This is a genomic window from Kribbella sp. NPDC026596 (assembly GCF_040638415.1).
Taxonomy (GTDB): Bacteria; Actinomycetota; Actinomycetes; order Propionibacteriales; family Kribbellaceae; genus Kribbella.
In genome coordinates this window covers 1-19,649 of sequence record NZ_JBEZYF010000062.1, presented here as the reverse complement: position 1 = coordinate 19,649, position 19,649 = coordinate 1, and the positions used below count along the sequence as shown (strand labels likewise).

Annotated in this window: 17 protein-coding genes; 2 read left to right on the top strand and 15 right to left on the bottom strand. The window is 69.3% G+C overall.

The genetic code is table 11. The annotated features are described in order from the left end of the window. Positions 1 to 87 precede the first annotated feature (87 nt). The 3 genes from AB0E63_RS35880 to gltB all read right to left on the bottom strand — a co-directional run bounded on the left by AB0E63_RS35880 (position 88) and on the right by gltB (position 7,720). Positions 88 to 1,638 (bottom strand): metallophosphoesterase, encoded by a 1,551-nt coding sequence (locus AB0E63_RS35880; RefSeq protein ID WP_360376066.1) that lies wholly within the window; start codon positions 1,636 to 1,638, stop codon positions 88 to 90. A gap of 92 nt (positions 1,639 to 1,730) precedes the next feature. Continuing rightward, positions 1,731 to 3,197, bottom strand: a complete 1,467-nt coding sequence (locus AB0E63_RS35875; RefSeq protein ID WP_360376063.1) for a glutamate synthase subunit beta — start codon at positions 3,195 to 3,197, stop codon at positions 1,731 to 1,733. Continuing rightward, the gene (gene gltB, locus AB0E63_RS35870; RefSeq protein ID WP_360376061.1) at positions 3,197 to 7,720 is read right to left on the bottom strand and encodes a glutamate synthase large subunit; all 4,524 of its coding nucleotides are present in this window, start codon (positions 7,718 to 7,720) and stop codon (positions 3,197 to 3,199) included. The genes AB0E63_RS35875 and gltB overlap by 1 nt, the downstream gene beginning before the upstream one ends. Before the next feature lie 248 nt (positions 7,721 to 7,968). On the opposite strand from gltB, the gene AB0E63_RS35865 reads away from it, so the two are divergent. Next, positions 7,969 to 8,664: a phosphotransferase gene (locus AB0E63_RS35865; protein WP_360376058.1), complete on the top strand. Its 696-nt coding sequence runs from the start codon at positions 7,969 to 7,971 to the stop codon at positions 8,662 to 8,664. Between the two features lie 148 nt (positions 8,665 to 8,812). Here AB0E63_RS35865 and AB0E63_RS35860 read toward each other — a convergent pair whose 3' ends face one another. Continuing rightward, entirely contained in the window at positions 8,813 to 9,586 is a 774-nt protein-coding gene (locus tag AB0E63_RS35860; protein ID WP_360376056.1) for a hypothetical protein, read from the bottom strand. Between the two features lie 11 nt (positions 9,587 to 9,597). On the opposite strand from AB0E63_RS35860, the gene AB0E63_RS35855 reads away from it, so the two are divergent. Next, positions 9,598 to 10,608 carry a 1-aminocyclopropane-1-carboxylate deaminase gene (locus AB0E63_RS35855; RefSeq protein WP_360376054.1) on the top strand — a complete coding sequence of 337 codons (1,011 nt, stop codon included), beginning with the start codon at positions 9,598 to 9,600 and terminating at the stop codon, positions 10,606 to 10,608. Here the strand turns inward: AB0E63_RS35855 and AB0E63_RS35850 are convergent. The 11 genes from AB0E63_RS35850 to AB0E63_RS35800 form a co-directional block, all read right to left on the bottom strand. Next, on the bottom strand, positions 10,605 to 11,327 hold the full coding sequence (locus AB0E63_RS35850; protein WP_360376052.1) for a VIT1/CCC1 transporter family protein: 723 nt from the start codon (positions 11,325 to 11,327) through the stop codon (positions 10,605 to 10,607). The genes AB0E63_RS35855 and AB0E63_RS35850 overlap by 4 nt on opposite strands. Continuing rightward, positions 11,320 to 12,327: a prolipoprotein diacylglyceryl transferase gene (gene lgt / locus AB0E63_RS35845; protein ID WP_360376050.1), complete on the bottom strand. Its 1,008-nt coding sequence runs from the start codon at positions 12,325 to 12,327 to the stop codon at positions 11,320 to 11,322. Before lgt ends, AB0E63_RS35850 begins: the two co-directional genes overlap by 8 nt. A gap of 72 nt (positions 12,328 to 12,399) precedes the next feature. Beyond that, on the bottom strand, positions 12,400 to 13,107 hold the full coding sequence (locus AB0E63_RS35840) for a thioredoxin domain-containing protein (RefSeq protein ID WP_360376047.1): 708 nt from the start codon (positions 13,105 to 13,107) through the stop codon (positions 12,400 to 12,402). Further along, a complete protein-coding gene (locus AB0E63_RS35835) occupies positions 13,104 to 13,589 on the bottom strand; it encodes a MauE/DoxX family redox-associated membrane protein (RefSeq protein ID WP_360376045.1) in 486 nt (161 codons plus the stop codon). The genes AB0E63_RS35840 and AB0E63_RS35835 overlap by 4 nt, the downstream gene beginning before the upstream one ends. After that, on the bottom strand, positions 13,586 to 14,242 hold the full coding sequence (locus AB0E63_RS35830; protein ID WP_360376042.1) for an SCO family protein: 657 nt from the start codon (positions 14,240 to 14,242) through the stop codon (positions 13,586 to 13,588). The genes AB0E63_RS35835 and AB0E63_RS35830 overlap by 4 nt, the downstream gene beginning before the upstream one ends. Before the next feature lie 7 nt (positions 14,243 to 14,249). Beyond that, entirely contained in the window at positions 14,250 to 15,074 is an 825-nt protein-coding gene (trpA, locus tag AB0E63_RS35825) for a tryptophan synthase subunit alpha (protein WP_360376040.1), read from the bottom strand. Next, entirely contained in the window at positions 15,067 to 16,278 is a 1,212-nt protein-coding gene (trpB, locus tag AB0E63_RS35820; RefSeq protein WP_360376038.1) for a tryptophan synthase subunit beta, read from the bottom strand. Before trpB ends, trpA begins: the two co-directional genes overlap by 8 nt. A 76-nt stretch (positions 16,279 to 16,354) precedes the next feature. Then, the gene (gene trpC, locus AB0E63_RS35815) at positions 16,355 to 17,161 is read right to left on the bottom strand and encodes an indole-3-glycerol phosphate synthase TrpC (protein WP_360376036.1); all 807 of its coding nucleotides are present in this window, start codon (positions 17,159 to 17,161) and stop codon (positions 16,355 to 16,357) included. A 13-nt stretch (positions 17,162 to 17,174) separates the two neighbouring features. Beyond that, entirely contained in the window at positions 17,175 to 17,444 is a 270-nt protein-coding gene (locus tag AB0E63_RS35810) for an HGxxPAAW family protein (protein WP_360376033.1), read from the bottom strand. 56 nt (positions 17,445 to 17,500) lie between these two features. Then, positions 17,501 to 18,043 (bottom strand): Trp biosynthesis-associated membrane protein, encoded by a 543-nt coding sequence (locus tag AB0E63_RS35805; protein WP_360376030.1) that lies wholly within the window; start codon positions 18,041 to 18,043, stop codon positions 17,501 to 17,503. A 7-nt stretch (positions 18,044 to 18,050) separates the two neighbouring features. Then, positions 18,051 to 19,544: an anthranilate synthase component I gene (locus tag AB0E63_RS35800; RefSeq protein WP_360376027.1), complete on the bottom strand. Its 1,494-nt coding sequence runs from the start codon at positions 19,542 to 19,544 to the stop codon at positions 18,051 to 18,053. Between the last annotated feature and the right edge of the window lie 105 nt (positions 19,545 to 19,649).

Here is a 19,649-nt window from a genome sequence, read left to right as displayed (position 1 = left end):
TACTCCTACAAACCACTGCGCCCGCTGGTCCGCCCCCCTTACTGGACAGTTAACAGCTGATGACAAGAGGGGACGAAGCCTGAATCGTCAAGAAGGCAAGGGGGTGTAGGCCCCGACCGTGATGGCGCCGGTCAGTTCGGCGGTGACCGTCTGCAGGCCGATCGGCTGCCCCTTCTGGTACGTGATGAGGGTGACCTCACCCGGCCGCCGCAACGTGTAGCCGAGGGCGAACGCGTACGCCGCTCCCCCGGTCGTGCCGTTCGTGTACGTCGTGACCGGCCGATCGTCGACCACCTTGCTCTCCGGGCCGACCTGACGGTGCAGATGACCCGACAGCAGCAAGGTCGCGCAGCCCCGGGCGGCGGTGTCCGCGAACGACGACGGGTCGTGGACCACGAAGGTCGAGATCCGCTTGTCGTCAGGCTGGTCGCAGGCGACGTCCGCCAGCCGCTTCGACTGCTCGGAGGTGGTCTCGTCGCCGGGCTGGTCCGCACTGCCCAGGCCGGTCTTGGTCGGATCGCTGTCGCCGAGGAACCGAATGCCCTCGACATCGACCGGCTTGCTGTCCAGCACCGTGAAACCGTTCTTGCGCATGGCGTTCTCGACGTGGCCACCGGCGTCGTGGTTGCCCGCCACGGCGACCACCTTGAAGTCCTTGAAGTGCTGGCGCAACGAGTTGATGCTGAACACCTCCCAGGCCTGGCCCGACGAGGTGTCGTCCCCGGCGTCGATCAGGAGCTTCGCGCCGGCCGCCTTGGCCACCTCTGCGGCGAAACCGTCGATGCCGATGTTGTCGTGCCGGTCGCTGACCTGGATGGCGACCTTCTGGCCTTCGCCGGGCTGATGGATCTCGCCGGCGACGTCCCCGACCCGGTCCTTCAGCTGACCGTAGAACCGGGTGGATCGCTGGTACGTCTCGACCGCCGTACGGATCACCCCGACCCCACCCGTGGTGGAGAACCCGGCCGCGACCTCGACCCCCTGCAGCCGCTCGTCCAGGGGGATCTCGGGCAGCAACTCGGCGAGTGGGCGCCACGCCGTCGGCGGTACGTCGGCCGGCCGCATCCGGGCCGGGCCGAAGATCGACGCGATCGTGATCAGCATCGCGACCAGGACGACGATCGCGCGGTGCTCGACGCGTCGTTCGTGCCGGTGCACCAGGTGCCACAACTCGCGGCGCCGCCGGGCGCCGATCACGGCCCAGAGGGTCGCCGCGACCACGACCACGAGCAGACCGGAACCGGCGCCGGCCAGGAAGTCGTCGACCGCCATGTCCCGCACCACCTGCTGGATCCGCGCGATCTCACCGTCGGGCTGGGAGGCGATCAGGGCGTCGCGGTTGATCAGATCGGTGAGGTTGTCGGCGTCGGTCTCCTGCACATCGATGTTGACGCCGAGGCCGAACGGATTGTGGGCGGCGATCCGCAGCCGGGGCAGGACGGCGCCGAGGTCGACAGTGGCGTGCCCGTCGAAGGTCGGTGACACGGTCGCCGCGTGGGCGCCGATCGTGACCCGCTCGGAGTCGTTGGCGAACGCGAACAGACCGACCGCGGCCGAGATGACCAGCCAGAGCAGGCTGAGTGCGGCCCACGGCGCGATCGCACGGAGCCGGGCTCGGGTCACCAGGCGCGTAGCCACACTCCCAACCTATCGGGATGCACCACCTTGAGCACCGGCCGACCACACAACGTCACGGATTCCGGTTGGTGGGTGCTCAAGGTGGTACTGGTTCAGACCGCCAGCGGGCGGGCGGTCGGGGGGATGGGGGTGGGGAGGGTGGATGAGCCGGTGAGGAGGGTGTCCACGCCGTTGGCGCAGGACCGGCCCTCGGCGATGGCCCAGACGATCAGGGACTGGCCGCGACCGGCGTCGCCGCAGGCGAAGACACCTTCGACCGAGGTCTGGTACGTCTTGTCCCGCTTCACGTTGCCGCGCTCGTCCAGCTCGACGCCGAGCTGCTCGAGGAAGCCCTCGCGCTCCGGGCCGAGGAAGCCCATCGCGAGCAGCACCAGCTGCGCCGGGATGGTCCGCTCGGTGCCCTCGACCGGCACGAACCTGCCGTCCTTGAACTCCACCTCGACCAGGTTCAGCCCCGAAACGTTGCCTTCGGCATCCGCCTCGAAGTTGACGGTGGAGACCGAGTAGACCCGCTCGCCACCCTCCTCGTGCGCCGAGGCGACCCGGTAGATCATCGGGTACGTCGGCCACGGCTGGCCGGCCGGGCGGTCGTCACCCGGTCGCGGCATGATCTCGAGCTGAGTCACCGAGCGGGCACCCTGCCGGTGCGCCGTACCGAGGCAGTCGGCCCCGGTGTCGCCGCCGCCGATGATCACCACGTCCTTGCCAGTGGCAACGATCTGGTCCTCGACCAGCTTGCCGAGCGAGGCCCGGTTCGACTGCGGCAGGTACTCCATCGCCTGGTGGATCCCGCCGTGCTCGCGGCCCGGCACCGGCAGATCGCGGGCCGCGGTGGCCCCGGTGGCGATCACGACCGCGTCGTACCGCTGCTTGAGCTGGGTCCCGGTCACGTCCACGCCGACGTTCACGCCGGAGCGGAAGACCGTGCCCTCTTCCTTCATCTGCTGGATCCGGCGGTCGACCTGCTCCTTCTCCATCTTGAACTCGGGAATGCCGTACCGCAGCAGGCCGCCGGGCGCGTCGGCGCGCTCGTACACCGCGACGGTGTGACCCGCGCGGGTCAGCTGCTGCGCGGCGGCCAGACCGGCCGGGCCGGAACCGACGACCGCGATCGTCTTGCCGGTCAGCCACTCCGGCGGCTGCGGCCGGACGTCACCGGACTCCCAGGCCTTGTCGATGATCGCGACCTCGACGTTCTTGATCGTCACCGGGTCCTGGTTGATCCCGAGTACGCACGAGGTCTCGCACGGCGCCGGGCAGAGCCGGCCGGTGAACTCCGGGAAGTTGTTGGTCGCGTGCAGCCGTTCGATCGCACTGGACCAGTCGTCGCGCCAGACCAGGTCGTTCCACTCCGGGATCAGGTTGCCCAGCGGGCAGCCGTTGTGGCAGAACGGGATGCCGCAGTCCATGCAGCGACCGGCCTGCTTGGTGATGATCGGCAGCAGTGCCTTGCCGGGCCCACCGGGGTAGACCTCTTTCCAGTCCTGCACCCGCTCGTCGACCGGCCGCCGCTCGGCGACCTCCCGCTGGGTGGTCAGGAATCCCTTCGGGTCAGCCATCAGATGGCCTCCATCATCGCTCGCGTGGTGGCGTCCTCGTCCAGCCCGTCCCGCTCGGCGGCCGCCTTGGCCGCCAGCACCCGGGCGTAGTCGCGAGGCATCACCGTGGTGATCCTGGTGGCCGCCTCGGGCCAGTCGGCGAGCAGCTTGGCCGCCCGTTCCGAACCGGTCTCCTCGTGGTGCCGGCGGACCAGGTCGTGCAGCAGTTCGGACTCGTCCTCGGTCGCCGGGTGCAGATCCACCAGCTCCGGGTTCACCAAGGTGTGGTCCAGGTCGAGCACGTGGGCCACGCCGCCCGACATGCCCGCCGCGAAGTTCCGGCCGACGGCGCCGAGTACGACGACGCGCCCACCGGTCATGTACTCACAGGCGTGGTCGCCGACCGACTCGACGACCGCGGTGGCACCGGAGTTCCGGACGCAGAACCGTTGCCCGACGCCACCACTGATGAACAGTTCACCGGACGTCGCGCCGTACGCGATGACGTTGCCGGCGATGATCTGGTCGGCCGCGTCGAACCGCGCGTGGCGGTCCGGACGGATCACCACGCGACCACCGGACAGCCCCTTGCCGACGTAGTCGTTGGCGTCACCCTCGAGCCGCAGCGTGACGCCGTTCGGGACGAAGGCGGCGAACGAGTTGCCCGCCGATCCGGTGAAGGTCAGGTCGATCGTGCCGTCGGCCAGCCCGGCCGCCCGGTACCGCTTGGTGATCTCGTGACCGAGCATCGTGCCGACGGTCCGGTTGACGTTGCGGATCGCCAACTGCGCCCGTACCGGCTCGCCGCTTTCCAACGCGGGCTCGCAGATCCGGATCAGCTCGTTGTCGAGCGCCTTGTCGAGGCCGTGGTCCTGGCCGACGACCTGGTGACGCGACGCGCCCTCGGGCAGCGCCGGCACATGCAGGATCGGCGACAGGTCGAGCCCGTCGGCCTTCCAGTGGTCGACCGCGCGCTGGATGTCCAGCACCTCGGCGTGCCCGATCGCCTCGTCCAGCGACCGGAAGCCGAGCTCGGCCAGATACTCGCGGACTTCCTCGGCGATGAACTCGAAGAAGTTCACCACGAACTCGGGCTTGCCCGAGAACCGCCCGCGCAGCACCGGGTTCTGGGTCGCGACGCCGACCGGGCAGGTGTCCAAGTGGCAGACCCGCATCATGATGCAGCCCGACACCACGAGCGGCGCAGTGGCGAAGCCGTACTCCTCCGCACCGAGCAGCGCCGCGATGACCACGTCCCGGCCGGTCTTCAGCTGGCCATCGGTCTGTACGACGATGCGGTCGCGCAATCCGTTCAGCAGCAGGGTTTGCTGGGTCTCGGCCAGTCCGAGCTCCCAGGGACCACCGGCGTGCTTCAGCGACGTCAGCGGCGCCGCACCGGTACCACCGTCGTGACCGGAGATCAGTACGACGTCCGCGTGGGCCTTCGAGACACCGGCGGCGATCGTACCGACGCCGACCTCGGAGACGAGCTTCACGTGGATGCGCGCCTGCGGGTTGGCGTTCTTCAGATCGTGGATCAGCTGGGCCAGGTCCTCGATCGAGTAGATGTCGTGGTGCGGCGGCGGCGAGATCAGGCCGACGCCCGGCGTCGAGTGCCGGGTGTTCGCCACCCACGGGTAGACCTTGTTGCCGGGCAGCTGGCCACCCTCGCCCGGCTTGGCACCCTGCGCCATCTTGATCTGGATGTCGTCGGAGTTCGTCAGGTACTCCGAGGTGACACCGAAGCGCCCGGACGCGACCTGCTTGATCGAGCTCCGCCGCGCCGGGTCGTGCAGACGGTCGGAGTCCTCGCCGCCCTCACCGGTGTTCGACTTGCCGCCGAGCTGGTTCATCGCGATCGCCAGCGTGGTGTGCGCCTCGGCACTGATCGAGCCATAGCTCATCGCACCCGTGGAGAACCGCTTGACGATCGCGCTGACCGGCTCGACCTCGTCGACGGAGATCGGCCCGCGGTCGCTCTTGAAGCCGAACAACCCGCGCAGCGTCATCAGCCGCTCGGACTGCTCGTCCACGCGAGCGGTGTACTGCTTGAAGATGTCGTAGCGCCCGGTCCGGGTGCTGTGCTGCAGCCGGAACACGGTGTCCGGGTCGAACAGGTGCGGCTCACCCTCACGCCGCCACTGGTACTCCCCGCCGATCTCGAGCTTGCGGTGCGCGGGCAGGATCCCGTCGGCCGGATACGCGCGCAGGTGCCGGCGGCGTACCTCCTCGGCGATCGTGTCCAAGCCGACGCCGCCGAGCCTCGACGACGTACCGGTGAAGTAGATGTCGACCAGGAACGGGGACAGCCCGTTCGCCTCGAAGATCTGGGCGCCGGTGTACGACGCGACCGTCGAGACACCCATCTTCGACATGACCTTGAGCACGCCCTTGCCGAGCGACTTCACCACGTTGCGGACCGCCTGCTCGGGGTCGATGCCCGGCAGGTAGGTGCCGCGGCGGCACAGGTCCTCGACCGACTCCAGCGCGAGGTACGGGTTGATCGCGGCGGCGCCGTACCCCATCAGGAGCGCGACGTGGTGGACCTCGCGGACGTCACCTGCCTCGACCACCAGACCGACCTGGGTGCGGGTCTTCTCCCTCACCAGGTGGTGATGAACCGCGGCGGTCAGCAGCAGCGACGGGATCGGCGCGCTGTCGGCGTTGGAGTGCCGGTCGGACAGCACCAGGATCCGGGCGCCCTCCTTGATCGCCGCGTCGGCCTCGGCGCAGATCTCCGCGAGCCGTGCCCGCAAAGCCTCTCCGCCGCCTTCGACGTCGTACACGCCGCGCAGGACCGTGGTGGCCAGGCCCGGCATGTCGCCGTCGAGGTTGATGTGCCGCAGCTTGGCGAGCTCGTCGTTGGTGATCACCGGGAACGGGATCACCACCTGTCGGCAGGACGCCGGGCTCGGGTTGAGCAGGTTCGACTCCGGGCCGAGGCTCGACGACAGCGACGTCACGAGCTCCTCGCGGATCGCGTCCAGCGGCGGGTTGGTGACCTGGGCGAACAGCTGCGCGAAGTAGTCGAACAACAGCCGCGGCCGGTCGCTCAGCACGGCGATCGGCGTGTCGGTGCCCATCGAGCCGATCGGCTCGGCACCGGCCTTCGCCATCGGGGTCAGGATGACCCGCAGCTCCTCCTCGGTATACCCGAACACCTGCTGGCGCCGCGTCACCGACGCGTGGCTGTGGACGACGTGCTCACGCTCGTGCAGGTCCTCGAACCGGATCAGGCCGGCATGCAGCCACTCGTCGTACGGATGCTCGGTGGCGAGCGCGTTCTTCACCTCGGAGTCGGTGATGATCCGGTGCGCGTCGACGTCGACCAGGAAGATCCGGCCCGGCTCGAGCCGGCCCTTCTCGGTGACGGTGGCCGGGTCGATGTCGAGAACGCCCGCCTCGGACGCGAGCACGACGAGACCGTCATCAGTCACCCAGTACCGCGATGGCCTAAGGCCGTTGCGGTCGAGCACCGCGCCGACCTTGGTGCCGTCGGAGAAGACCACCGAGGCCGGGCCGTCCCACGGCTCCATCAGCGTCGAGTGGAACTCGTAGAAGGCGCGCCGCTTCGGATCCATCGTGGTGGCGTTCTCCCACGCCTCCGGGATCATCATCAGCATCGCGTGCGGCAGTGAGCGGCCGCCCAGGTGGAGGAGCTCGAGGACCTCGTCGAAGGAGGCCGAGTCGGAGGCGCTCGGCGTACAGATCGGGTAGAGCTGCTCGAGGTCGCCGGGGATCAGGTCGCTGGACAGCAGCGCCTCGCGGGCGCGCATCCAGTTCCGGTTGCCCTGGACGGTGTTGATCTCACCGTTGTGGGCGATGTACCGGTACGGGTGGGCCAGCGGCCAGGACGGGAACGTGTTGGTGGAGAACCGGGAGTGCACGATGCCGATCGCCGAGGCGAAGTCGGGGTCGGTCAGCTCGGGGAAGAACTTGTCCAGCTGGTCGGTGGTCAGCATCCCCTTGTAGGTGATGGTCCGGCCGGACAGCGACGGGAAGTAGGTCTCGGTCTCCTTCTCGACCCGCTTCCGCAGCCGGAACGCCATCCGCTCCAGCGCCAGGCCGAGCACCCGGCCGGCCTTCGCGGCGACGAAGAGCTGCTTGAACGTCGGCATCACCGAGCGTGCGGTCGCGCCGAGCAGGTCCGGGCTGGTCGGGACGTCCCGCCAGCCGAGGACGGTCAGGTTCTCCTCGGCCGCGAGCTCCTCGATCCGGTCGATCGCCTTGGCCGCGTCGTCGGCCTCGGCGGGCAGGAACGCGATGCCGGCGGCGTAGCTGTGCTTGGCCGGCAGCTCGAACTCGCACACCTTGCGGTAGAACGCGTCCGGGATCTGGATCAGGATGCCGGCGCCGTCGCCGGAGTCCGGTTCGGCACCCGAGGCGCCGCGATGCTCGAGGTTGCGCAGGGCGGTCAAAGCCTTGGCCACGATGTCGTGGCTCGGTTCACCGGTCAGGGTCGCGACGAAAGCGACACCACAAGCATCGTGCTCGTGCTGCCCGTCGTAGAGTCCCTCGCTCGGGAATGGGGGGCGACCAAACATTCAGGGGCTCCCGTCGTCCTACGGTCAACAACTGGCCGCGGGACAACATTGGCCCAAGCCGGGAGTCCCGAGACTACCTCATGACGCCCGACAGATGGACGCTCGTCCCACCGTCACAACGCCCTGATAACCCACAGTAAGCAAGCGCTCACTACCAGCCCTAATCTTCCCAGCAACCCCGCCCCGCAACCACCCATGCCCCCTGAAATTCACCTGCTGAGACGCCTGCCTCCTGGTAAGCCACACGTATGCCCTGGCAGCCCTCCCCCGACTGGCAACCGCTGACCGCCGGCACTGGCCAAGCCACCGGCGGCGTATGGCTGACACCCGACGAGCAGGTGGTCAAACGCCTCGTCCCCGGCATCCAGGACCCCCGCCACCACGCCTACTGGGAACGCCAGGCGCTGGTCGCCGAGTCTGGCGTCGTCGCCACGACGCCAGGCCTCCGCTCGCCGGCGTGTCTGGCCGTCGAACGCGATCCCACGGGCATCACCCTCCGGATGGCGTACGTACCACCGGCACCGTGGACTCCAGTCGCTCTGGCTGCTGCTCTGGGCCGGTTTGCGCGGTCTTCGGTGACGGAGCCGTCGTGGGTTGCCAGGGACGTACCGCGAACGCCGTCGCATGGAGACGCGCATCCGATCAACCTGATCGGCCGCGACAGCGACGACGTACTCGCCATCGACTGGGAACAGTTCGGCCTTGCCCCGACGGGCTTCGACCTGGCCTGCCTCTTGCTAGCCGGGAACACCCCACTCGACGACCTCTTGGCAGCCCACGCCGGCAACACAGACGTCGTACGGCGTGGAGTCACCCTGATCGCGGCCTACACCACGGTCTCTCGCGCCGCCTGGTCCCTGACCCAGCCAACCCCCGGCAACCACGTCAACCAGTTCCTGATGCTGTCAAACGTGGTGGAGGAAGCCGCCGGCCACATCGCATAGGCGTGCTGCGTACGGACGAACGGGTAGTGGTCGTCAGATGCCGCCCGACACCGGCTAACACAGGCGAGCCAGACGCCGCAGCGCTCGACCACTACCCGTCCATCGGTACGGCGCAACGGTGGTTCGGGGACCCCGGCCGCTGGAGTCGTCAGGCTCCGCGGGCTGCCAGCCATGCCTGGTGGAAGGTCTGATAGGTCGGGTAGCGGGTGGTGGTGGCTTCTTGGAGGACGGCGTAGAGCGGGGGCGGGGGTTCGGGGAGGAGGACGAGGGCGGTGCGGGCTAGGACGTAGGCCGTGGTGCGGGTGTCGATGGGGGCGCCGAGGGAGTGTTGTTCGGGGGCCATGAAGCGGGTGGAGCCGAACATGCGGCCCATGGTGTTGCGGAAGGGACCGCGGCGGTAGGTGTCGAGATCGATGACGGTGAGTTGGCGCGCGCCGAAGTCGTAGAGGAGCGCACCGTCGTAGAAGTCGCCCTCGACCCAGCCTGCGGCGTCGAGCTTCGTGTGCAGGTCGTAGAGCTCGTCGAGGGCGGCGAGGATCTCGCTCGGCGGGAGGGCGCGGAAGCGTTGGTGAGCGCTGGCGGGGTGGTCGCGGTCGTTGCCCAGGTGTTCGCCGTCGCGCCAGTCGTAGACGAGGAGCGGGCCGGACGAGGACTCGATCACGGCATGCAGGGTGGGCAGCGTGGCGTGGGTGACGGACTCGGCGAGCTCCACGGCGTTGCGGAGGAGGGCGACTCGGCCGTCGAAGTCGAGGTACGGCGTGCTGTCCATGGGGTCGCCCGCGGTCTTGACGAAGTACTTGTGGTCGGGGGTTTGGACGCCGTACGCGACGTTGCCGGAGTCCTGGGTGTCGAAGCGGGCGAAGATGGTGCCCAGGTGGTTGAGGTAGGTGGCCGGGAGTACGACGATCTCGCCAGGGAACACGGGAGGAATCTATGACACTGAACGACTTTCCGCGGTACCAATTGACGTTCGGGCCTAGCCCGGTGCACTTGCTCGAGCGGCTGAGTGCCGAGCTTGGTGGGGCGCGGGTTTGGGCCAAGCGGGAGGACTGCAACTCCGGGTTGGCGTACGGCGGGAACAAGACGCGGAAGCTGGAGTACCTGATCCCGGACGCGCTGGCGCAGGGGGCCGACACGCTGGTGTCGATCGGTGGGTATCAGTCCAACCACACCCGGCAGGTCGCGGCGGTCGCGGCGAAGGTCGGGTTGAAGGCCGTGCTGGTGCAGGAGAACTGGGTCGACTGGCCGGACGCGCTGAACGACCGGGTCGGCAACATCCTGCTGAGCCGGATCATGGGTGCCGAGGTCCGGCTCGATCCGGCCGGGTTCGGGATCGGGTTCAAGGACAGCTGGAAGGAAGCCCTCGCGGACGTCGAGCGGCGCGGAGGTACGCCGTACGCGATCCCGGCGGGAGCCTCGGACCACCGGCTCGGCGGGCTCGGGTTCGCCAACTGGGCCTACGAGGTCGAGCAGCAGGAGCGCGAGCTCGGCGTCTTCTTCGACACGATCGTCGTCTGCGCGGTGACCGGGTCGACGCAGGCCGGGATGATCGCCGGGTTCGCCGGCCAGGACCGGCCGCGGCGGGTGATCGGCATCGACGCGAGCGCGAAGCTGCAGGAGACCCGCGACCAGGTCGAGCGGATCGCGCGCGCCACCGCGGAGCTGATCGACCTCGGCCGGGACCTGCGCGACGACGAGATCACCGTGCTCGAGGGCTGGGCCGGTGACCGGTACGGCATCCCGGTGCAGTCCACGCTGGACGCGATCCGGCTCACCGGTCGGCTCGAGGGGATGATCATCGACCCGGTCTACGAGGGGAAGTCGATGGCCGGCCTGATCGACCTGATCCGGAACGGCGACATCCCGAAGGACTCCAACGTCCTCTACGCGCACCTCGGCGGCCAGCCCGCGCTCAACGCCTACAGCGGGCTGTTCAAGGCCTAGATTCCGGGTCCGACCAGCGTTCCGACGAAGTAGGTGAGGCCCGCGGCCAGGCCGCCGAGGATCAGCTGGCGGAGGCCGGAGTACCACCAGGACCGGCTGGTCACCCTCGACACGACCGCGCCGCAGACGAAGAGGGCGGTCAGCGACAGGATCAGGGCCGGTACGACGCTGCCCGCACCGAGCAGGTACGGCGCCAGCGGGATGAACGCGCCGACCGCGAAGCAGACGAACGACGACGCGGCCGCGAGCAACGGGTTCGGCAGGTCGTGCGGATCGATGCCGAGCTCCTCGCGGACGTGTTCCTCCAGCGCCTGGTCCGGGTCGGTGTGGAACTGCTTGGCGACCTTGCTGGCCAGGTCCGGGTCGAGGCCCTTGGCGCGGTAGGTCTCGGCGAGCTCGATCTCCTCGTCGATCGGGTGCCGCTGGATCTCCTTGCGCTCCACCTCGATCTCGGCCCGGGCGAGCTCACGCTGCGAGGCGACCGAGGTGTACTCCCCGGCCGCCATCGAGAACGCGCCGGCGGCCAGGCCGGCCAGCCCGGCGAGCACGATCACCTGCGAGCCGGACGTCGTACCGCCGTCCATGCCCGCGATCAGGGCGAAGTTCGAGACCAGGCCGTCCATGGCGCCGAAGACGGCCGGTCGCAGCCAGCCGCCGTTCACATCACGGTGGGTGTGATCTCCGTGGTGCTCGGCAGAAACCTCGGGAAGGTCAGTCACGAGACCCATCTGATTCAGAACCGTTGGTCGCCTCGACCTTTGGTTTGTCCGGTACGGCGTCCGTCGTTTCAGTATCAGCTGATTCGTCGGTGCTTGCCTGCTCGTCGTCCGCCGTTTCCGGCGTCGCCGCGTCCGCGGTGGGCTTGCCGGCGGCGGGGCCGGTGGTGAGGTCTTCCTGGCCGGGGTACTTGCGGGCGCTGATGATGAAGGCGACGACGGCGAGGACGAACAGGATGAGGGCGGTCCACACGTTCAGGCGGAGGCCGAGGAAGTGGTTGACCGTGTCGATGCGCAGGTTCTCGATCCAGGCGCGGCCCGCGGTGTAGCCGGCCACGTAGAGGAAGAACGCGCGGCCGTGGCCCAGCTTGTAGCGGCGGTCGACCAGGATGACCAGCACGACCACGCCGAGGTTCCAGATCGCTTCGTACAGGAAGGTCGGGTGGAACGTGGCGAAGTCGGCGAACCCGTCCGGCCGGTGCTCGGGGGCGATCTCCAGGCCCCACGGCCTGGTCGTCGGCTTGCCGAACAGCTCCTGGTTGAAGTAGTTGCCGAACCGCCCGAACACCTGTGCCAGCGCGATCCCCGGCGCCATCGCGTCCGCGACCGCCAGGAACGGCACCTTGGCGCGCCGGCAGGCGATCCAGGCGCCGAGCGCGCCGAAGCCGACGGCACCCCAGATGCCCAGTCCGCCGTGCCAGATCTTCAGTGCGTCGATCGGGTGCCGGCCCGCGCCGAAGTACAGCTCGGCGTCGGTGATGACGTGGTAGATCCGCGCCCCGACCAGCCCGAACGGGATGGCCCAGAACATGATGTCGGCCAGCACGGTCGGCGAGCCGCCGCGGGCGACCCAGCGGCGGCGGCCGAGCCAGTAACCGATGAAGATACCGGCCAGGATGCACAGCGCGTACGCGCGGATCGGCAGGCCGAGGACGTGCCAGACACCCTGGCTCGGGCTGGGGATGAACGCCGGAACCATCACGGCGGGAATCAGACTAGACATGGCAACCAGGAACGCTACTCGACCCGTCCCAGCACGGCCAGAAACTCATGGTCACGATGGGGACTCGGTGCGTCAGCTCGCGATCGCATCCACGGCCTTCTGCAGGCCGTCGGCGGTGAGCTGGTCGGCTCCCAGTTGCTTGTCGTTGACGTAGACGGTCGGCGTCCCGGTCACGCCGCGGTCGTCCGAGGCCTTCGAGACGGTGTCCAGCCAACCGGCGTACGTGTTGTCCTGCAGCGCCTGCTGGAACTTCGCGTCGCCGATGCCCAGCTGCTTTCCCAGCTCGATCAGCTGGTCGGTGGTCCACGACTTGGAGAAGTCGCCGTACATCTCGTCGGCGTAGGTGAGCGCCTTGCCGTTCGCGGCCGCGGCGGCGAACGCGTTGGCCAGCCGCGGTGAGGCGTCCGGGTTGACGAAGGCGAGCGGCCAGTAGGTCAGCGTCGCCGTACCGTCCTCGACCAGCTTGTCGATGGTCGCGCCGGTCGACTCCTCGAACTCCGCGCAGTGCGGGCAGCGGAAGTCCAGGTACAGGTCGATGTGCGCCTTGGCGCCGGCCTTGCCGACGGTGACGCCCTTGCCGGACGTCCCCGGTCCGGTGATCACGGCCGGCTCCATCTTCCCGGTCGAGGTCACCTCGACCTTGGAGTGCCCGCGCCAGTACTGCACCCCGACGCCGCCGCCGAGAGCGAGCACCAGGACGATCACCACGATGATCCCGGGTGTGATCCGTCGCTTCGGCTGCTGCACCAGCGGATTCACGGGGGCTTTGGTCTTGCTCACGACGCGGTGACTCCTGACGGGCTGTGCGAATCGGACTCGAGGGCGAACTTACTGGTGGGCTGCCACCACAACCAGGCTGCCAGGGCCAGCAAGCCGACGTCCCGCAGGATCTCCTGCAGGTACTTCGTCTGCCCCGGGGCGACCTGGCCACCGCCGCCGAAGCAGCCGCAGTCGATCGCCAGGCCGCGGACCCAGGCGGAGGCCACCGCGGCGATGAACACGACCATGAAAACACCCGCGGCCACCGCCGCGGCGCGGACACCGAAACCGACGATCAACAGCAATCCGATCGCGATCTCCAGGAACGGCAGCCCCCAGCCGACCGGCGCCGCCAGCGACGACGGCAGCAGTTCGTACGCGCGGACCGCCTGAGCAGCCGTCTCCGGATCGGTCACCTTCAGCGCGCCGGCCACCAGCATCACACCGCCCAGCACCAGTCGCGCTCCCAGCGAGACCCATTCGAACCAGGGTCGAACCGTCACTGGTTGTCCTCCACCAGCTTCCCGAAGTCGTGGGCCAGGTCGCCGATGGCGGCGTTCGACAACCAGAGCACGTTCGCCTTGTCGTTCTTGCCGAAGCCGATCACCTGCGCACCGTGGCCGACCTCGTACCCACCGGAAGGAAGCTTCTGCATCCCCTCCACCGGTACGCCGACAGCCTTCGCGATGTCCTTGATCGACGTCAGCGAACCGGTCAGCCCGACGAACGACGGGTCGAACCGGTCCAGGTACTTACGAATCACCGGGCCGGTGTCCCGGGACGGGTCGGTGGTGATGAACAGCAACTGCACCTGGTCCCGCACCGGCTCGTCCAGCTTGGTCAGCGCGGACGCCACGTCGGCCATCACTGTCGGGCACACGTCCGGGCAGTTCGTGTAACCGAAGAACACCAGCGTGACCGGCTTCTTGGTCGAGGTGACCAGGTTGAACGGGTTCCCGCCGGTGTCGGTCAGGGTGGCCGCGGGCAACGAGTACGGACGGTCCAGCGTCGCACCGCGCAGACCGTTCGGGTTCTGCGTGGTGCGGATGATCGCACCGCCGGGGTTGTCCGCCTTCTCTTTGCCGCCACTGCAGCCCGCGAGGGCGAGCAGAGCCACCGCGGCCAGGAGAAGGGCCGCGTTTCGGGTTCGACTCACGGCGTGTCTAACGACCGGCGGCGGCGCTGGGTTCCCTGCGGACGCCTTCGGCGAGGCTTTCGGTGAGCTTTCGCACACCGGCCGGGCCGCCGTCTTCGAGTGCCTTGACGAGTGCCGCGCCGACGATCGCCGCGTCCGCGAACGCTGCCACACCGGCCGCCTGGTCCGCGTTCGAGATTCCGAGGCCGACGCCGATCGGCAGGCCGGTCACCGCTTTCGCCCGGGCCACCAGCGGCGCCGCGAGATCCGACGGCTTGTCCCGCGCACCGGTGACTCCCATCACAGCGGTCGCGTACACGAAACCGCGGCAGGCAGCCGTGGTCATCGCGATCCGCTCGTCGGTCGACGACGGCGAGACCAGGAAGACCTTGTCCAGGTCGTTCTTGTCGGCGGCCGCGATCCACTCCGCGCCCTCGTCCGGGATCAGGTCGGGCGTGATCAGCCCCGCTCCCCCGACGCCGGCGAAGTCCGCTGCGAACCGGTCCACGCCGTACCGCTCGACCGGGTTCCAGTACGTCATCACGAGCACCGGGACATCGGAGTACGCCGCGACCTTCTCGATCGTGCTCAGGACGTCGCGGGTCCGCAGCCCACCGGCCCGGGCCACCTCGGTGGCGCGCTGGATGGTGATGCCGTCCATCACCGGGTCGCTGTACGGCAGGCCGACCTCGACCACGTCGACGCCACCGTCGATCAGCGCCTTGATCCCGTCCACGCCACCGTCGTACGTCGGGAAGCCCGCCGGCAGGTACCCGACCAGGGCGCCGCGGCCCGCGTCGTTCGCCTTCCGGATCGCGGCCCCGGCCTTGCCCAGGGCAACCAATTCACTCACCAGCGGTCTCCGAGTCGATCAGGCCGAACCACGAGACGGCCGTGTCCATGTCCTTGTCCCCGCGACCGGACAGGTTCACCAGAATGGTTGCCTCCGGCCCCAATTCCCTGGCGATGTCGACCGCGCCGGCGACCGCGTGCGCGGACTCGATCGCGGGGATGATCCCCTCGGTCCGCGACAGCAGCTTGAACGCCTCCATCGCCTCGGCGTCGGTGATCGGCCGGTACGACGCGCGCCCGGTCTCGGCCAGCCACGCGTGCTCGGGACCGACACCGGGGTAGTCCAGGCCGGCCGAGATCGAGTGCGACTCGATCGTCTGACCGTCCTCGTCCTGCAGCAGGAACGACCGCGCACCATGCAGTACGCCGACCTGCCCGGCGGTGATCGTGGCCGCGTGCCGGCCGGTCTCGAACCCGTCGCCGCCCGGCTCGATGCCGTACAGCTTCACGTCCGCGTCCGGGATGAACGCGGTGAACAGGCCGATCGCGTTCGACCCACCGCCGACCGAGGCGACCGCGGCGTCCGGGAGCTTGCCCAGCAACGCGAGCGACTGCTCCCGGGCCTCGTCGCCGATGCCACGGACGAAGTCACGCACCATCGCGGGGAAGGGATGCGAACCGGCCGCCGTACCGAGGATGTAGTGCGTCTGGTCCACGCTGGCGACCCAGTCCCGCAGGGCCTCGTTGATCGCGTCCTTCAGCGTCCGGCTGCCGGTCTTGACCGAGATCACCTCGGCGCCGAGCAGCTTCATCCGCGCCACGTTCAGCGCCTGCCGCTCGGTGTCGACCTCGCCCATGTAGACCACGCACTCGAGGTCCAGGTAGGCGCACGCGGTCGCGGTCGCGACGCCGTGCTGGCCGGCGCCGGTCTCGGCGATCACGCGGGTCTTGCCCATCCGCTTGGTCAGCAGCGCCTGGCCGATCGCGTTGCGGATCTTGTGTGCGCCGGTGTGGTTGAGGTCCTCGCGCTTCAGCAGGATCCGGGCACCGGCGACATCGGACAGCCGGGTCGCGTCGTAGAGCAGGCTCGGAGCACCGATGTACTCGCGCAGCATCCGCTCGAACTCACCGGTGAACTCCGGGTCGGCCATGGCTTCGTGCCAGGCCGTGGTGAGCTCGTCGAGCGGCGCGATCAGCGCCTCCGGCATGAACCTGCCGCCGAAACGGCCGAAGTGCCCGAGCTGGTCGGGCAGCACAGTTGTCATCCGTACAAGCCTTCCAAATACCCCACGCCGCCGGCGCGGGGGTGTGGTGCCCCGGGCCGGCTGACGGCGCGGGGTGCTACCGGGCCTGCTGGATGGCGGGGTGCGATCCGGCGGCGACGAGGTCGGCGACCGAGGCGCGCGGATCGCGGCCGGTCACCAGGGTTTCACCGACGAGGACGACATCGGCCCCGGCGCGCGCGAACTCGATTACATCATGCGGCCCGCGGACTCCGGACTCCGCCACCCGGACCAGGTGGGACGGGATCGTCGGAGCGACCCGGGCGAAGGTGGTCCGGTCGACCTCGAGGGTCTTAAGGTTCCGGTTGTTCACGCCGATCAGCTGAGCTCCGGCGTCCACCGCACGCCGGGTCTCCTCCTCGTCGTGCACCTCGACCAGCGGGCACAGGCCGATCGAGTGCGCCCGCTCGATCAGCGAGACCAATGCCTCCTGCTCCAGCGCCGCGGCGATCAGCAGCACCATGTCGGCGCCGGCCGCACGGGCCTCCCAGAGCTGGTACGACGAGACGATGAAGTCCTTGCGCAGCACGGGGACGTCGACCCGGCCCCGGACCGCACGCAGGTCGTCCAGGCTGCCGTTGAACCGGCGCCGCTCGGTCAGCACCGAGATCGCGGCCGCGCCACCGCCTTCGTACTCACCGGCCAGCGCGGCCGGGTCGGTGATCTCGGCCAGATCGCCCTTGGACGGACTGGACCGCTTCACCTCGGCGATGATCGCGATCCCGTCACCGCGGAACACCGGCATCGGGTCCTTGGCATCGGGCTTGCGCTGGGCCTCCTGCTTCAGATCGTCCAGGCTGACCCGCGCCTGGCGCTCCGCGAGGTCCTCCCGGACCCCCGCGAGAATGTCGTCAAGCACAGTCATGTCCGTCCGCCCCTCAGTGGTCGCCGTGGGCCGGGACCCCGAAGCCCAGCAGCTGCATGACCTTGCCGGTCAGCGCCCCCAGTACGGCGATCGCGACCGAGATCCAGAACAACACCCAGTTCGGGCCGAGCACCATCGCGATCGCGCCGACCGTGAACGCGATCAGCACGATGGTCACCGCGGTCCAGGCCGCCGGGCTGTTGCCGTGCAGATCGTGGGGAGCCTCCTCGCTCACCCGCGGCGCTGCTTGGTCCGCCCCTTGATCAGCCACCGTATTGTCCATGATTGGCGCCACTCCTCGTCGTCGTCCCGTCCTATTGTGGCGGTAGCCCGCCGCGATCAGAGAGTCGGGTCCTCCCCGGCGTCGATCGCCTTCCACTGATCGGCTCCTTCATCCGACGCTGCCGCGGCTGGATCACGCTCGTACCGCGCCGTCGGCCGGCGCCACCTTCCCGCTGTCAGCAAAGCGATCAGGCCTGCCGCGACCAAGGCCAGTCCCCCGGCCAGCGCGAACCAAGGCGCCGGCCCACCGTCCAGCGTGACCCGATCGGTGACCGCCTGGCTCAGCTCCGGCCGGATCCGGCTCAGCTCGTCCACGTCCGGTCGCACCCGCAGCGCAACGCCGATCGCGGCGGCGCCCATCAGCAGCACGAGAGCGGCCAGCACGCGACGCAATACGGTCCCGGCCAGTTTCGTTACGACGATCGCGACCACCGACGCCAGTGCGAGGGTCACCGGTGCCTTGGTGACGGTGTAGCCGTTGAAGTCCACGACCGGCCGTCCGCTGCCCGGACCGGCCGACGACCACGTCAGGTACGCCGACAACCCGAGCAGAACCAGCGCCACCAGCGCGAGGAGGTCGACCAGCCGTTGTGGCCTCATACGTCCCTCATACGTCACTGAACGTTCCCGCGACCGCGATCGCATTCAGCACGGCGGCCGCCTTGGTCCGGCACTCCGCGTCCTCGGCGGCCGGGTCGGAGTCGGCAACGATTCCCGCACCGGCCTGCACGTACGCCGTGGAGCCGCGCAGCACCGCGGTCCGGATGGCGATCGCGGTGTCGGCGTCACCGGCGAAGTCCAGGTAGCCGACGACTCCGCCGTACACCCCGCGGCGCGTCACCTCGAGCTTGTCGATGATCTCCATCGCCCGCGGCTTCGGTGCCCCGGACAACGTTCCGGCCGGGAACGCGGCGGTGAGCGCGTCGAACGCGGTCTTGCCGGCCGCGAGCTGCCCGGTGACGGTCGATTCCAGGTGCATCACGTGGCTGTAGCGGCGGACGTCCATGAAGTCGACCACCTCGACCGTGCCCGGCGCGCAGACCCGGCCGACGTCGTTGCGGCCGAGGTCGACCAGCATCAGGTGCTCGGCGCGCTCCTTGGCGTCGGCGCGCAACTCTGCCTCGAGCGCGTGGTCCTCCTCCGGCGTCGCGCCGCGGCGGCGGGTGCCGGCGATCGGGTGCAGGATCACCTTGTTGTCGGTGACCTTGACCAGCGCCTCGGGACTCGAGCCGACGATGTCGAAGCCGTCCAGGCGGACCAGGTACATGTACGGGCTCGGGTTGGAGCGACGCAGCACCCGGTAGATGTCGAGCGCGGACGCCGTGGTCTGCAGCTCGAACCGCTGGGACACGACGATCTGGAACGCCTCGCCGGCCCGGATCTCCTCCTTGGCGTGCTCGACCGCCTCCCGGTACTCCGCGCTCGACCGCTGCCGGTACGGGTCCGGCTCCGCGGTCCGATTCGCGCGGACGACGTACGACGGGGTCGGCTGGGCGAGGTCCGCCTCCATCGCGTCGAGCCGGCGGACGGCGTCGGCGTACGCCTCGTCGACGCGCTCGTCGGAGTCGTCCCAGTTGACCGCGTTCGCGATCAGCCAGATCTCGCCGGTCTCGTGGTCGAGGGCGGCCAGGTCGGTGGCGAACAGGAAGGTGAGCTCGGGCAGGCCGAGGTCGTCGGTCGTTGTGTCCGGCAACCGTTCCAGCCGGCGGACGGCGTCGTACCCGAGGAAGCCGACCATGCCGCCGGTGAGCGGGGGCAGGTCCGGCAGCCGGGGCGTGTGCAGGATCTCCACGGTCTCGCGGAGCACCCGCAGCGGGTCACCGCTCTGTGGCAGACCCACGGGCGGGTGGCCGGTCCAGAGCGCCTCGCCGTCGCGCTCGGTCAGCGTCGCGGCGGAGCGGACGCCGATGAACGAGTAGCGCGACCAGACGCCGCCGTTCTCCGCCGACTCGAGCAGGAAGGTGCCCTCACGCTCGGCCGCGAGCTTGCCGTAGACCCCGATCGGCGTCTCCGCGTCAGCCAGCAGCCGCCGCGTCACCGGGATGACCCGGCGGTCCTTCGCATACTCACGAAAGGTCTCGATGGCCGGGTTCGTGGTCATGGGGCCTCCCGGCCTGGACTGAGGAGCGCAGGGAGCGCAGCGACTGGAGTGACGAGGGAAGGCCGGGAGCCAAGGCCCCATGACCCTGCCGGCGCCGAAGGCCCG